The following is a 12,531-nucleotide window of genomic DNA, read 5'->3' on the forward strand; positions in this document are numbered from 1 at the left end:
CTCCTTCAGTCGATTTCTTCCCCAGCCAACGCCTTCGCGGCCAGCCATTCTTCCCCGGCTACCTCCCAGACCTCTTTTGCCGCGCGGAGATTGAGGACAACGATGATCGTGCCAAGCACTAGATCGGGCCATCCGGAGGCCGTCCAGAGCGTCAGGACACCCATGGCAATGATGGCGAGATTGACCAGCACGTCATTGCGGGCCGAGAGGAATGCCGCCCTGGCCATGGAACTGCCGTGGTGGCGGAACCTGGCCAAGACGAGCGAGCAGGCCAGGTTCACCGCCACCGCACCACCGGCTGTTACCACCAGCGACAGGGGATCCGGAGGCTCCGGATTGCTGAATTTGCTGATGGCCTGCCACGCCGCCGCCAATGCCGGAACCAGGATGAAGACGGCCATGGCCTTCCCGGCAAGCGCTTGGCGGTGCAGCGACCAGCCCAGCGCCAGGAAGATCAACAGATTGATCGCCGTGTCTTCGAGGAAGTCCACGCTGTCGGCGAACAGGGATACCGATCCAATGGCCAAGGCCACCGTGAACTCGACAAAGAAATAAACCAGGTTGAGCCCTGCCACGAGCAGAACCACCCGCTTGAGCCGCCGGCTTAGCTGCCCATGGGCACCCGGGTCAGTATTCATCGCGGCTCTTTCTGCGGAAGTCGGTGCTCGGTCCTTGAAGACTAGGATCCATCATCTCTGATTGAACCCATCCAACTGCCCCGCTCCTCCGAATGCCATCTGGTTGTGCCTGCCAATCTGGCGGGCCGTTGAGGGCACGGAAAGGTTGAGTGGCAGATGGGGGAGCGCGGTGTTGCCGTAGTAATTGAGGACGACGACGACACCAGGACCAGCCTGACCGCACTGCTGCATCAATCGGGCTTCGCCGTGCACGCCAGGTCCTCAGGCCTGGACGGCGTTGAGGCGGTCCGCGAACACCAGCCGCGCCTTGTCATCGTGGACCTCGCGCTCGCCGATTTCGACGGCGTTGAAGCCTCCCGGCGGATCCGCCTCTTCAGCGACGCCTACCTCATCATCCTGGCCGCCGGCGCTGACGAGGCCGACGCCGTAATGGGCCTGACGGCCGGCGCCGACGACTACATCCCCAAGCCCTTCCGTCCCGGGGAGCTGCGGGCCCGGATCGCCGCCCTGCTCCGCCGGCCCCTTATGCTGCAGCCCGCGGGGGAGGTTCCCGAGGAGGAAGCTGCGCAACCCATTCCCCATCCTGACTTCGATCACAAGGGGTTGACGCTCCATGCGGGCCTGCGCCGTGTTGCGGTGGACGGCTCGGCGGTGGAACTCACCCAGACCCAGTTCGACGTTCTCCTGTGCCTGATGAAGAACGGCCGGACCATCCAAACCAAGGCTGACCTGGTCCGCTGGCTGCGCAGCGAGCCCTACAACACCGGCTCGTCCGTCACTATCCGGGAACTGCGGGCGGTGGAGGTGCACGTGAGCAACCTCCGCAAACGGCTTGGGGACAGCTGGCGGAATCCCCGCTGGCTGGAAACCGTTCACGGCCTTGGATACCGGATGACGCCCTAGCTGATTTTGCGGCGGTAGATGGATGCCGCAAAGGCGTAGGCGATGACGAGGATCCCCGCGAGCCAGGCCAGGGTGCCCCAGATGTCGCTGCCCACGGGCTCCTGGGCAAACAGGGCCCGGATGGTGTTCACGATGGACGTGACGGGCTGGTTCTCGGCGAACCAGGCCACGGGACCGGGCATCGAGCCGGTGGGTACAAACGCGGAGCTGATGAAGGGCAGGAAGATCAGGGGATAGCTGAAGCCGCTGGCGCCGTCGACGCTCTTCGCGGAAAGCCCCGCGATCACCGCGATCCAGGTCAGCGCCAGGATAAACAGGACCAGGAGGCCGGCCACCCCGAGCCAGGCGGCCGGGGAGGCGCCGGTGCGGAACCCCATCAGCAGGGCGACGCCGATCACCACCGCCACCGACACCACATTCGCTGCCAGGGACGTGAGCACATGCGCCCAGAGCACGCTGGACCTCGCGATGGGCATGGACTGGAAGCGTTCGAAGATGCCGCCCTGCAGGTCCAGGAACAGGCGGTAGGCGGTGTAGGCGACGCCGGACGCGATGGTGATGAGCAGGATGCCGGGAAGCATGTAGTTGACGTACGACTCATCGGATCCGGTGTTGATGGCGCCGCCGAACACGTAAACGAACAGCAGCATCAGCGCGATGGGGGTGACCGCCGTCGTAATGATGGTGTCCGGGCTGCGCAGGATGTGGCGCAGGGAGCGGCTGGTGAGGACCCGGGTGTCGCCGAGGGCGTGCGCGGTCATCGGAGTTCCTTTCCTGCAGGGACGGTGAGGGCGAGGAAGACGTCCTCCAGGGAGGGCTGCTTCTCCACGTACTCCACTTTGGCGGGCGGGAGCAGCCGCTTGAGTTCGGCGAGGGTACCGTTCTGGATGATGGTGCCCTCGTGCAGGATCGCGATCCGGTCGGCCAGATGCTCCGCCTCGTCGAGGTATTGCGTGGTGAGCAGCACCGTGGTGCCGCCGCTGGCGAGTTGCTTCACCGTCTGCCATACCTCGAGGCGCCCCTGGGGATCGAGGCCGGTGGTGGGTTCGTCGAGGAAGATGACCGGCGGGTTGCCGATGAGGCTCATCGCGATGTCCAGCCGGCGTCGCATGCCGCCGGAGTAGGTGGCGGCCTTGCGGCTCCCCGCCTCGGTGAGGGAGAAGCGCGCGAGGAGGTCGTCGGCGATGGCAGCCGGGTTCTTCAGGTGGCGCAGCCGGGCGATCAGGATGAGGTTTTCCCGGCCGGTGAGTACTTCATCCACAGCGGCGAACTGGCCGGTCAGGCTGATCGACTCGCGGACGTCGTCGGGCCTTTCGGCAACATCGAAGCCGCTGACAGTGGCGGTGCCCGAGTCGGCTTTCAGCAGCGTGGACAGGATCCGCACCAAGGTGGTTTTGCCCGCGCCGTTCGAGCCAAGCAGCGCGAAGATGCTGCCCGCTGTCACCTCGAAGTCGACGCCCCGCAGCACGTGTAGGTCCTTGAACGACTTCTCAATGCCCCTTACCTGGATGGCGGGTTCGAGGGCCTGGTCAATGGCCATGCTCCGTCTCCTTTGCACTGCGGCCCGTTGCGGCGTCGATGGCTTTTGTGAGGCGGGCGCGTTCCTTGTCGATCCAGCGCGTGCCGCCGTAGGCCTGGGTGAACGTCTCGGCGAATTCCACCGGGTCGTCGCCCACGATGTCGGCCACCGGGGTGCCGTCGACGGCGGCGCGTTCCCACAGGTCGGCAAAGTCGCCGAACATCCGGACCATGGTGTCGCCGTCGGTCACTCCGCCGTAGTACATGAAGTACCGCTCGAAGGCTTTGGCGGCGGTTCGGTGCGGCTCGGGGAGCGCCTCGACCCGGGCCTTGTACTGCTTGAACTGCTTCTTCTGCTCGAGGGAGCCGGTGATTGCTTCGATCCATTTTGCGGCCATGGTTACTTCTCTCCTTGTTCCTTCGGGTGCCCGGTGTGGAGCTGTTCGATGCGTTCGGCGAGGAAGCTCCACGTCTTCCAGAACTCGTCGAGGTATCCGCTGCCCTGTGGGTTCAGCGAGTAGACCTTGCGCGGCGGACCCTTCTCTGACGGGACCTTTTCGACGTCGACGAGGCCGCGCTGCTCGATCCTGACCAACAAGGCGTAGATGGTGCCCTCGGCGATGTCGGTAAAGCCCTGGTCGCGCAGCCTGGCCGTGATCTCGTAGCCGTAGGCCGGCTGGCCCGCGAGGATGGCCAGGACGATGCCCTCCAGCGTCCCCTTGAGCATCTCGGTCATTTGCTTGCCCATGGGACTTTCGCTCCTGCTACTTAGTGATGATGACTACCACTACATAGTAACGCTGAATAGCGGTTGGTCAAGGGAACGCAAACGGGGACGGTGCACGGATGGCCCGTGTACCGTCCCCGGCGGGAACTATCGAGGAGTTGTAGGAGATCTTTTAGGAGCGGAAACCCTAAGAGTTGTCGGAAACCGCAGAGCTCACGGCCGTGGGGCTGTCGTATTCCTTGTCGGGGATGGCCTCGAGGGCCTGGATCACGTTGCTGTCGGCGCCCGAGTCCTTCGCCTTGGACAGCAGTGCTTCGCGGCTGGCGGGATAGTCCACGCCGCCGAGGAACTTCTGGATCTGGATGGGGTTCGGAGTTTCAGCCATGATGTCGGTTTCCCTTCTGGTGTCAGCTCTGATGTCCGCGGCTTATCTCTTTGCATGCCGAGCCGCCGCAGGTGTTCATCGTAGGCACGGACGTTTCGGCGGGGAAAGGGTGCTGGCGGCGTCGCGTTTACGCTGCGCATATTCCGGGGCGCCCCCGAAATAGCGGGCGCGTCAGGGAATGTGCGTGTCACTTTCGCTTGTGCGCGTCGAAAACTGCAGAACGCGTACGACGGCGGGCCACCCCTCCCGCTGTAAGCATGCGTTCCAGCTTGCCCGGCTCCATAAGGTCGGCCCAGTCCCACCGCACGACGTTGATCCCCATGGCGCGGATCCGGTTCTCACGGGTCTTCTCCGCCACAACGGCCTGGGACGCCGTCCGGCCCTTGAGGAGTTCGGGCTTGACGTACTTCTCCACGCCATCAAATTCGCCCACCGCCCTGGACTCCTTCCAGTAGAAGTCGGTGTAGCCCACCACGCCGCCAGCGTCCGAAAACTTCTGTTGAAGGACCGGCACCTCAAATCCCGCCACGTGCAGCAATCCGCGGCTCCACGACTCCCCGGCCGAACCGGAAGCCGGATCCGCGAATTTGATGGCAGCCCGGATTCTCCGCCCGGCAGCAGCCGAATACATCGGTCCGATGCCCGCCTCCAGTTCAGCCTTGGTCAGGGCGGGCAGGTGCTGGACGTTGTCCGGGCGAAGCACATGGTCCACGGGTACAACCGCTTCGGCGAACGGAACGAACGCCGCCAGATCCAGGACGGTCCGGATGCGGTCGGTGACCAGGAGCCCCTCCCGCCGCACCACCTGCAGACCCTCGCGGACAGTGAAGTGGCGGCTGACCCCGGCGCGGGACCGGCCGCCGTCGTTCTTCAATGTGAGTGCCTGGACCGGGTGGTGCAGCCCGATGGTGGGAATTCCCCAAGCGCTGGCGGCAGAATGCCGGGCGAAAACCGTAGGCTTCTCGAACATTTCCGCGGCGGCCTGGATGCGGAGCCGGTATTGCTCCCAAGGCTTCAGCTCCCGCCACGCCGGTCCGTCCGTATAGACGCCGTGGCGGACGCGCACCAGCCGGCCGGCCTTGACGCTTTTGGCGAGGTCGTTGGGGGAGAGCCCGTGCATCAGGCGGTCGCGGGACAACAAGAGCGGGGGAAGGTCTGTCATAAAGACACGGTGCCCGGTGCAGGGTGGCTTCGGGAGGGGTGTGTGCCGCTATGTGGAGAACTGTTGGCGACGCGCATCTTCCATCTCGAGGCGCAGGTTCCATGGCGCACCGGATATTTGGGCTGCGCAGAGGAATGTCCGCCTCGAAACCGGATTTGCGCGTCGCCAGGTGGGAGGGGAGGCGGCAGTCGGAAGGTGATGGGGCGTCCGGGAAAACCCGACATCAAGTGAGAGAGCATCCGGGAAAACCCGACATCGAGTGAGAGAGCGTCCGGGAAAACCCGACATCAAGTGAGAGAGCGTCGCAAGGGGGAGGGCAGGGGGTGGGCGCTTGACGGTCCGGAGCGCTTCCGCATATCCTGAACGAACGGTCGGTAAATAATTCGGCACGTCCCAAAAGGTCTTTGCAGAGGAGCAACCATGGCAGCGCAGAACTTGCAGTCAGTGCCGGCTGAGCGAACGGCTGGAACCAGCGAAACAGCAGATGCCGCAGGCCAGGCCAACTTCGACCGCGTTATGGCCGAGGACTCGCGCATCGAGCCCAAGGACTGGATGCCGGCGGCCTACCGCAAGACCCTGCTGCGCCAGATCTCCCAGCACGCGCACTCCGAGATCATCGGCATGCAGCCCGAGGCCAACTGGATCTCCCGCGCCCCCAGTCTGAAGCGCAAGGCCATCCTTATGGCCAAGGTCCAGGACGAGGCCGGCCACGGGCTCTACCTCTACAGCGCCGCCGAGACCCTGGGCCAGACCCGGGACAAGATGATGGACGACCTCATCGCCGGCAAGGCCCGCTACTCGTCCATCTTCAACTACCCGGCGCTGACCTGGGCGGACATGGGTGCGATCGGCTGGCTGGTGGACGGTGCCGCCATCTGCAACCAGGTCCCGCTGTGCCGTGCCTCCTACGGCCCCTACGGTCGTGCCATGGTGCGCATCTGCAAGGAAGAGTCGTTCCACCAGCGCCAGGGCTTCGAGATCCTCCTTGAACTTTCCAACGGCACCCCCGAGCAGAAGCAGATGGCCCAGGACGCCGTGAACCGCTGGTACGCCCCGGCCCTGATGATGTTCGGCCCGCCGGACGACGATTCGCCCAACTCCAAGCAGTCCATGGCCTGGAACATCAAGCGCTTCAGCAACGACGAACTCCGCAGCCGCTTCGTGGGCATGATGGTGGAGCAGGTCCGGGTCCTGGGCCTCACGCTCCCCGATGACCAGGTCCGCTACAACGAGGACACCAAGAAGTGGGAGCACGGCCCGCTGGACTGGCACGAGTTCCAGGAAGTGCTCGCCGGCCGCGGCCCCTGCAACGCCCAGCGCCTGGAGCGCCGGAGGGAAGCGCACGACGACGGTGCCTGGGTCCGCGAGGCAGCCGCCGCCTACGCAGCAAAACAGTCAATGAAGACGAAGGAATACGCAGCATGAGTCCGCACGGCAACCCGGAAGTCCCCGCAAGTTCGGCCAGTGAAGTGATCCGCAGCGCGGAGCAGGTTCCGGCCGGCGCCCCCACCCCGGAGGCAGCCGCCACCGAGACCAAGGCCGCCGCAACAACCCCGGCCTCGGAGAACCAGGTTCCCTCGATCCAGCCCGCCGTCAACCACGCAGACCGCGGCGCTTGGGGGCTGTGGGAGGTCTTTGTCCGGTCGAGCCGCGGTTTGAGCCACGTCCACGCCGGCAGCTTGCACGCACCGGATGCCGCCATGGCCCTGCGCAACGCCCGCGATCTCTACACCCGCCGGAACGAGGGCGTCTCCATCTGGGTTGTCCCGGCCGACGCCATCGCCGCCAGCGATCCGGACGCCAAGGGCTCGTTCTTCGAATCGCCCCAGGGCAAGGACTACCGGCATGCCACGTACTACACCAAGAGCGAAGGGGTAAAGCACCTGTGAGCCCCCAGGCCCCCGAAGCAACCGAGACAACAGGCCACGGCGATATCTCCACCGGCGTCGCTGGTGGCGACTCCAACGCCTCCGCCACCCGCATCACCCCCGGCAACGCCCTGCGCCCGGAGGACATCGCACTCGAGGTCCGCACCGGCCTCGCCAAACCCAGCGAGGACGTGGCCGAATACGCTCTGAGACTCGGCGACGACGCCCTGATCCTCGCGCAGCGCCTGGGCCACTGGATCTCCCGCGCACCGGAGCTGGAGGAGGACGTGGCCCTGGGCAACATCGCCCTGGACCAGCTGGGCCACGCCCGGAGCTTCCTCAGCTATGCCGGCGGCGCTTGGGACAAGTCCGAAGATGACCTCGCCTACTTCCGCCGCGAGCACGAGTTCCGCTCAGTCCAGCTGTTCGAGCAGCCCAACGGCGACTTCGCGGTGACCATCGCCCGCCAGTTCATCGTGAGCTACTACCAGTTCGAGCTGTACCGTCGGCTGACGGAATCAAGCGATGAAACCTTGGCCGCCATCGCCGCGAAAGCTGTGAAGGAAGTGGACTACCACCGGGACCACAGCGCCCAGTGGATCCTCCGCCTGGCCGGCGGCACCGAGGAGTCGCGCACCAGGATGATCCACGGCCTGCGCCTGATGTGGCCGTACGTCAACGAACTGTTCCAGGACGACGACCTGACGCAGCGGCTCGCCGAGGCGGGTGCCGCCGTCGCGCCTTCCAGCCTGCGCGAGGACTTTGACCGGCTCACCGGCGAAGTCCTCACCGAAGCCGGACTCGAGGTGCCGGACGTCCCCGCAGCGCCGGGTGGTGGCAGAAGGGGCAAGCACTCGGAGCACCTGGGCTACCTCCTCGCCGAGATGCAGGTGCTGGCCCGCGAGCATCCGGGAGCCAGCTGGTGACGGCGGCCATGTACATCTCCGACTTCGAGTCCCGCACCCGCACCCCGCAGCAAGACGTGTGGGACATCGCCGCCACCGTGTGCGATCCCGAGATCCCCGTGCTCACTATCGAGGACCTGGGCATCCTTCGGAACGTGGAGGTGGCAGGAACAGGAAAAGTAACAGTCACCATCACCCCCACGTACTCGGGCTGCCCGGCCATGGACGCCATCCGTGACGACCTCCAAGCCGCGTTCAAAAAAGAGGGCTACGAGGACGTCCAGGTGGACCTGGTCCTCGCCCCGGCCTGGACCACGGACTGGATGACCGAGGCAGGCAAGGCGAAGCTGCAGGAGTACGGCATCGCCCCGCCGTCGGGCATGTCAGATGCAGCACGGCACGCCGGCCCCATCCGCCTGAAGATGGCCGTCAAGTGCCCGCAGTGCGCCAGCCTGAACACCAAAGAGCTCACCCGCTTCGGCTCCACCTCCTGCAAGGCGCTGTATGTGTGCCAGGACTGCAAGGAACCGTTCGACTACTTCAAAGTGCTGTAAGGAAGCCCCATGCCTGTTGTCCGCCAGACCGCCGCCGAATCGGCGCAGGCCACCGGCCGCCGTCGTCCGTCCTTCCACACTCTCGCCGTGAAGGAGGTGCGCCGGCTCACCGAGGACGCCATCGAGGTGGCGTTCCACGTGCCCCAGGAGCTCGCCGGCCAGTTCGACTACCTGCCCGGCCAGTACGTGGCCCTGCGCACCAAGCTCCCGGACGAGACCGGGGTTCCAAAAGAGGTGCGCCGCAGCTACTCCATCTGCGCAGAGCCGCGCAGCTTCGAGGACGGCAGCAGCGAGATCCGGGTGGCGGTGAAGAAAGACCTGGGCGGGCTGTTCTCCACCTGGGCCAACGCCGAGCTGAAGGCCGGGGACACCCTGGACGTGATGAGCCCCATGGGCGCGTTTGTGTCCAAGCACGGCCGGGACGGCAAGGCCGTGGAGCAGAACCGGATGAACTCCATGAACAACCCGGAGGAGCTGGCCGGGGACGTCGCCGGGCAGGGGGAAGCGAGCTTTGTGGCCATCGCCGCCGGCAGCGGGATCACCCCGGTGATCGCGATCGCCCGGACGCTGCTGGCCGCCAACCCGCAGTGCCGGTTCGACCTCATCTACGCCAACAAGGCCGCCATGGACGTGATGTTCTTGGAGGAGCTGGCGGACCTGAAGGACAAGTACCCGCAGCGGCTGGCCATCCACCACGTGCTGTCCCGCGAGCAGCGGATCGCGCCGCTGCTCAGTGGAAGGATCGACGCCGGGAAGCTCCAGCAGCTGCTGGGCACGGCCATCCACGCGGACGATGTGGACGAGTGGTTCCTGTGCGGGCCGTTCGAGCTGGTGCAGCTGTGCCGGGACACCCTGGCCGAGCGCGGGGTGAAGCCGGAGAACATCCGGTTCGAGCTGTTTACGAGCGGCAAGCCGGATAAGCCTGAGGGCCATGCGGGCCGGCCCGTGGTGGTGGACGAGTCCAAGGAGACGTACAAGATCACGTTCAAGCTGGACGGCCTGCAGGGCGAGGTGGCCAGCCCCACCCACGCCCGCGAGTCCATCCTCAACGCCGCGCTGCGGGTCCGCCCGGATGTGCCATTCGCGTGCGCCGGGGGAGTGTGCGGCACGTGCCGGGCCAAGGTGGTCACCGGCAGCGTCACCATGGACGAAAACTACGCGCTGGAGCAGGATGAGCTGGACAAGGGCTATGTGCTCACCTGCCAGAGCCACCCCACCAGCAAGGAAGTCACCGTCGACTTCGACGTGTAACTTTTCCAACGAACAAAGGAGCCCCATGATTTCCCTCTCCATCAGCAACAACGTCGCCGAGGTTGTCCTGGACGCACCGCACAAGCTGAACTCGCTGGATGAGCAGGCGCTGGGGGAGCTGTCCCAGGCGTACGACGACGCTGCTGCCGCCGCCTCGCGCGGTGAGGTGCGGGCGCTGCTGCTCAGGGGAGAGGGCCGAGCCTTCTGCGCGGGCCGGGACATCCAGAACGTCACACCGGAGAGCGACGACGCCGCCGCGTACCTGGGCGGGCTGGTGGAGCCGCTGCTGAAGAAGATGAGTCAGTTCCCGGCTCCCACGTTTGCGGCCGCCCACGGGGCCTGCCTGGGCGTGGGGCTGGGGCTGCTGCTGGCCACGGACGTGGTGTACGTGGCGGAGAACGCGAAGTTCGGGTCGCCGTTCGCCAAGCTGGGCGCCACGCTGGATTCGGGCGGGCACTGGTACTTCACGGAGCGGCTGGGCATGCACCGGACGCTGGACCTGATCTACACGGCCGAGCTGATGAGCGGCACCGAGGCCGTGGCGCAGGGGCTGTTCAGCCGGGCCATGCCGGCGGACGAGCTGCTGGAGAACACCCGGGCGATCGTCGCGAAGGTGGCAAGGGGCGCCACCGGTGCCTTCACCGCGAGCAAGGAGCTGGTGGCCCACATCCGGGACCAGCGCCTGGGCCTGTGGGAGGCCATGGCGGAGGAGAACGCCGAGCAGGCCCGGCTCTGCAAAACGGACGATTACGCCGAGGGTTTCAGGGCTTTCCAGGAGAAGCGCGAACCGCGGTTCCGCGGTTGAGTTGCTGGGTGATGCAACCGGCTGGGGGCTTAGGTAAACTCGGCTGGCGCGGCCTTAGGTAGGTACGGTTTGCCTGCAGGAAACGGGTATCACTTACTCGTGTTTTCCGTGCCGTTTGGATGTTCACTGGGAAGTGCCGGCGAGGAGAGAGCTTTCGAAGACGAGGGCACCCACCGCATCATTCGCCGGCACCATCATCGCGGCGGCTGAAACAATGAGTCTCCCGGCGGACCGGGAGCACCCAGGAACGGCGGGATCCCATGCGCATCAGATTATCCACGGGGGACGACTACAACCTTGCCACCTGCCCCCACCAGTTTGTTGGCCGGTGTGACGACTGTTCCTCGTCGGCAGGCCTGCGGGAATCGGACCAGATGGTCACGGACGAAGGCGGAACTACCTTCTCGCCGGAGTGAAGCCTAGGCACGTATAGGCGGTCCCTGGACGAGAGAAACCGGCTACACACCGGCGATAAATTGCCATCCGCCATGGCTGATTTGTAAGGTTCAGCTATGACTACGGGGAAAGCTGTTACCAAAGCCGTCATTCCTGCTGCCGGATTGGGAACTCGCTTCCTGCCCGCCACCAAGGCAATGCCGAAGGAAATGTTGCCGGTGGTTGATCGTCCGGCCATCCAGTATGTGGTGGAGGAAGCCGTGAAGTCCGGTCTCACCGACTTGCTGATGATCACGGGGCGCAACAAGCGTTCCCTTGAGGACCACTTTGACCGCGAGCCCGGCCTGGAGCGTGCGCTGGAGTTGAAAGGCGACAAGGACCGCCTAGACTCTGTGCAGTACGCCTCAGAGCTGGGTCCCATTCACTATGTCCGCCAGGGCGAGGCCAAGGGCCTGGGCCATGCGGTGCTGTGCGCGAAGCAGCACGTCGGCAATGAGCCGTTCGCAGTCCTGTTGGGTGATGACCTCATTGATGAGGCCGAGTCCCTGCTGAGCACCATGATCGAGGTGCAGCAGAAGACCGGTGGCTCTGTCATTGCACTCATCGAGGTTGATCCCTCCCAGATCAGTGCCTACGGCTGTGCAGACATCACAGCTGTTGAGGGTGAGGACTACGTCCGGGTCAACAGCCTGGTGGAGAAGCCGTCCGTTGCCGACGCACCGTCCAACCTTGCCGTTATCGGCCGGTATGTGTTGCACCCGTCCGTCTTCGCTGTTTTGGAGAACACTGAGCCGGGCCGCGGCAACGAGATCCAGCTGACTGATGCGCTGCAGACGCTGGCAGCCGACGAGGGCGAAGGCTCCGGCGTGTACGGTGTGGTCTTCAAGGGCCGCCGCTTCGATACCGGCGACAAGCTGAGCTACCTCAAAGCCGTCATTACACTTGCCTCTGAACGCGTGGAGTTCGGCGAGGACCTGAAGACTTGGATGAAGGCTTTTGTGAACTAGATCCTGGTTCTACACAGCTAAGGCACTACTCCTATTCGGGCGTAGTGCCTTAGCCATTTAAACGGTTCTTTCTGAATCTACGGGGCAACCAGCTCGAGGCGCTTTGCGGCGGCATCCGCGTTCTCGGCCAACAGTTCGAGAAGGTACTTGCCGTAGCCACTCTTCGCCAAGGGCTCTGCCCGGTCGCGCAGTTCAGTATCCGTCAGGAAACCCTGCCGCCAGGCAATTTCTTCCGGGCAACCGATAGACAAGCCTTGACGATGCTGCACGGTACGGACAAACTCGGACGCGTCGTTGAGGTCGTTGAAAGTTCCGGTGTCCAGCCATGCGGTGCCCCGCGGCAGAATTTCCACCTGCAGTTTGCCGCGTTCCAGATAAACGCGATTTACATCTGTTATTTCCAACTCGCCCC

17 protein-coding genes are annotated in these 12,531 nt (G+C 64.9%); 9 read left to right on the forward strand and 8 right to left on the reverse strand.

The window, feature by feature from the left end; translation table 11 throughout:
* Positions 1 to 5: 5 nt before the first annotated feature.
* On the reverse strand, positions 6 to 638 hold the full coding sequence (locus ARTSIC4J27_RS04485) for a cation transporter (RefSeq protein WP_050054019.1): 633 nt from the start codon (positions 636 to 638) through the stop codon (positions 6 to 8).
* Positions 639 to 794: 156 nt separating this feature from the next.
* Here ARTSIC4J27_RS04485 and ARTSIC4J27_RS04490 point away from each other — a divergent pair, with 156 nt between their 5' ends.
* Positions 795 to 1,541, forward strand: a complete 747-nt coding sequence (locus tag ARTSIC4J27_RS04490; protein ID WP_050054020.1) for a response regulator transcription factor — start codon at positions 795 to 797, stop codon at positions 1,539 to 1,541.
* On the opposite strand, the gene ARTSIC4J27_RS04495 is transcribed toward ARTSIC4J27_RS04490, so the two are convergent.
* From ARTSIC4J27_RS04495 to ARTSIC4J27_RS04520, 6 genes are all read right to left on the reverse strand, one after another.
* Complete coding sequence (locus ARTSIC4J27_RS04495) at positions 1,538 to 2,302, reverse strand: ABC transporter permease (RefSeq protein ID WP_050054021.1); 765 nt, start codon at positions 2,300 to 2,302, stop codon at positions 1,538 to 1,540. The two genes, ARTSIC4J27_RS04490 and ARTSIC4J27_RS04495, sit on opposite strands and share 4 nt — an antisense overlap.
* Entirely contained in the window at positions 2,299 to 3,081 is a 783-nt protein-coding gene (locus ARTSIC4J27_RS04500; protein ID WP_050054022.1) for an ABC transporter ATP-binding protein, read from the reverse strand. Before ARTSIC4J27_RS04500 ends, ARTSIC4J27_RS04495 begins: the two co-directional genes overlap by 4 nt.
* Positions 3,071 to 3,457 carry a DUF1048 domain-containing protein gene (locus ARTSIC4J27_RS04505; protein ID WP_050054023.1) on the reverse strand — a complete coding sequence of 129 codons (387 nt, stop codon included), beginning with the start codon at positions 3,455 to 3,457 and terminating at the stop codon, positions 3,071 to 3,073. Before ARTSIC4J27_RS04505 ends, ARTSIC4J27_RS04500 begins: the two co-directional genes overlap by 11 nt.
* A gap of 2 nt (positions 3,458 to 3,459) precedes the next feature.
* Positions 3,460 to 3,807, reverse strand: coding sequence for a PadR family transcriptional regulator (locus ARTSIC4J27_RS04510; protein ID WP_050054024.1), 348 nt, complete (start codon positions 3,805 to 3,807; stop codon positions 3,460 to 3,462).
* A gap of 166 nt (positions 3,808 to 3,973) precedes the next feature.
* Positions 3,974 to 4,171 (reverse strand): DUF2795 domain-containing protein, encoded by a 198-nt coding sequence (locus ARTSIC4J27_RS04515; RefSeq protein WP_050054025.1) that lies wholly within the window; start codon positions 4,169 to 4,171, stop codon positions 3,974 to 3,976.
* 187 nt (positions 4,172 to 4,358) lie between these two features.
* The gene (locus ARTSIC4J27_RS04520) at positions 4,359 to 5,333 is read right to left on the reverse strand and encodes a type IV toxin-antitoxin system AbiEi family antitoxin domain-containing protein (RefSeq protein WP_050054026.1); all 975 of its coding nucleotides are present in this window, start codon (positions 5,331 to 5,333) and stop codon (positions 4,359 to 4,361) included.
* 420 nt (positions 5,334 to 5,753) lie between these two features.
* On the opposite strand from ARTSIC4J27_RS04520, the gene paaA reads away from it, so the two are divergent.
* From paaA to galU, 8 genes are all read left to right on the forward strand, one after another.
* Entirely contained in the window at positions 5,754 to 6,758 is a 1,005-nt protein-coding gene (gene paaA / locus ARTSIC4J27_RS04525; RefSeq protein WP_050054027.1) for a 1,2-phenylacetyl-CoA epoxidase subunit PaaA, read from the forward strand.
* Entirely contained in the window at positions 6,755 to 7,222 is a 468-nt protein-coding gene (paaB, locus tag ARTSIC4J27_RS04530) for a 1,2-phenylacetyl-CoA epoxidase subunit PaaB (RefSeq protein ID WP_050054028.1), read from the forward strand. The genes paaA and paaB overlap by 4 nt, the downstream gene beginning before the upstream one ends.
* Positions 7,219 to 8,127, forward strand: coding sequence for a 1,2-phenylacetyl-CoA epoxidase subunit PaaC (gene paaC, locus ARTSIC4J27_RS04535; protein WP_050054029.1), 909 nt, complete (start codon positions 7,219 to 7,221; stop codon positions 8,125 to 8,127). Before paaB ends, paaC begins: the two co-directional genes overlap by 4 nt.
* 8 nt (positions 8,128 to 8,135) lie before the next feature.
* Positions 8,136 to 8,660: a 1,2-phenylacetyl-CoA epoxidase subunit PaaD gene (paaD, locus tag ARTSIC4J27_RS04540; protein ID WP_200900750.1), complete on the forward strand. Its 525-nt coding sequence runs from the start codon at positions 8,136 to 8,138 to the stop codon at positions 8,658 to 8,660.
* A gap of 9 nt (positions 8,661 to 8,669) precedes the next feature.
* Positions 8,670 to 9,911, forward strand: a complete 1,242-nt coding sequence (gene paaE / locus ARTSIC4J27_RS04545; protein ID WP_050054031.1) for a 1,2-phenylacetyl-CoA epoxidase subunit PaaE — start codon at positions 8,670 to 8,672, stop codon at positions 9,909 to 9,911.
* 25 nt (positions 9,912 to 9,936) lie between these two features.
* Positions 9,937 to 10,716, forward strand: a complete 780-nt coding sequence (locus ARTSIC4J27_RS04550) for an enoyl-CoA hydratase/isomerase family protein (protein ID WP_050054032.1) — start codon at positions 9,937 to 9,939, stop codon at positions 10,714 to 10,716.
* 260 nt (positions 10,717 to 10,976) lie between these two features.
* On the forward strand, positions 10,977 to 11,132 hold the full coding sequence (locus tag ARTSIC4J27_RS22725) for a hypothetical protein (RefSeq protein ID WP_161799536.1): 156 nt from the start codon (positions 10,977 to 10,979) through the stop codon (positions 11,130 to 11,132).
* A 96-nt stretch (positions 11,133 to 11,228) separates the two neighbouring features.
* Positions 11,229 to 12,119: a UTP--glucose-1-phosphate uridylyltransferase GalU gene (gene galU / locus ARTSIC4J27_RS04555; RefSeq protein ID WP_050054033.1), complete on the forward strand. Its 891-nt coding sequence runs from the start codon at positions 11,229 to 11,231 to the stop codon at positions 12,117 to 12,119.
* Between the two features lie 77 nt (positions 12,120 to 12,196).
* Here galU and ARTSIC4J27_RS04560 read toward each other — a convergent pair.
* Positions 12,197 to 12,531, reverse strand: a 335-nt coding sequence (locus ARTSIC4J27_RS04560; RefSeq protein WP_268794375.1) for a sugar phosphate nucleotidyltransferase, incomplete at its 5' end; no start/stop codon positions are given.

This window comes from Pseudarthrobacter siccitolerans, from assembly GCF_001046895.1.
Classification (GTDB): domain Bacteria; phylum Actinomycetota; class Actinomycetes; order Actinomycetales; family Micrococcaceae; genus Arthrobacter; species Arthrobacter siccitolerans.

What these genes read in the sequence shown, in the direction of transcription:
- ARTSIC4J27_RS04485 (WP_050054019.1), bottom strand. Translation starts at nt 638, where the DNA reads ATGAATACTGACCCGGGTGCCCATGGGCAGCTAAGCCGGCGGCTCAAG.
- ARTSIC4J27_RS04490 (WP_050054020.1), top strand. Translation starts at nt 795, where the DNA reads ATGGGGGAGCGCGGTGTTGCCGTAGTAATTGAGGACGACGACGACACC.
- ARTSIC4J27_RS04495 (WP_050054021.1), bottom strand. Translation starts at nt 2,302, where the DNA reads ATGACCGCGCACGCCCTCGGCGACACCCGGGTCCTCACCAGCCGCTCC.
- ARTSIC4J27_RS04500 (WP_050054022.1), bottom strand. Translation starts at nt 3,081, where the DNA reads ATGGCCATTGACCAGGCCCTCGAACCCGCCATCCAGGTAAGGGGCATT.
- ARTSIC4J27_RS04505 (WP_050054023.1), bottom strand. Translation starts at nt 3,457, where the DNA reads ATGGCCGCAAAATGGATCGAAGCAATCACCGGCTCCCTCGAGCAGAAG.
- ARTSIC4J27_RS04510 (WP_050054024.1), bottom strand. Translation starts at nt 3,807, where the DNA reads ATGGGCAAGCAAATGACCGAGATGCTCAAGGGGACGCTGGAGGGCATC.
- ARTSIC4J27_RS04515 (WP_050054025.1), bottom strand. Translation starts at nt 4,171, where the DNA reads ATGGCTGAAACTCCGAACCCCATCCAGATCCAGAAGTTCCTCGGCGGC.
- ARTSIC4J27_RS04520 (WP_050054026.1), bottom strand. Translation starts at nt 5,333, where the DNA reads ATGACAGACCTTCCCCCGCTCTTGTTGTCCCGCGACCGCCTGATGCAC.
- paaA (WP_050054027.1), top strand. Translation starts at nt 5,754, where the DNA reads ATGGCAGCGCAGAACTTGCAGTCAGTGCCGGCTGAGCGAACGGCTGGA.
- paaB (WP_050054028.1), top strand. Translation starts at nt 6,755, where the DNA reads ATGAGTCCGCACGGCAACCCGGAAGTCCCCGCAAGTTCGGCCAGTGAA.
- paaD (WP_200900750.1), top strand. Translation starts at nt 8,136, where the DNA reads ATGTACATCTCCGACTTCGAGTCCCGCACCCGCACCCCGCAGCAAGAC.
- paaE (WP_050054031.1), top strand. Translation starts at nt 8,670, where the DNA reads ATGCCTGTTGTCCGCCAGACCGCCGCCGAATCGGCGCAGGCCACCGGC.
- ARTSIC4J27_RS04550 (WP_050054032.1), top strand. Translation starts at nt 9,937, where the DNA reads ATGATTTCCCTCTCCATCAGCAACAACGTCGCCGAGGTTGTCCTGGAC.
- ARTSIC4J27_RS22725 (WP_161799536.1), top strand. Translation starts at nt 10,977, where the DNA reads ATGCGCATCAGATTATCCACGGGGGACGACTACAACCTTGCCACCTGC.
- galU (WP_050054033.1), top strand. Translation starts at nt 11,229, where the DNA reads ATGACTACGGGGAAAGCTGTTACCAAAGCCGTCATTCCTGCTGCCGGA.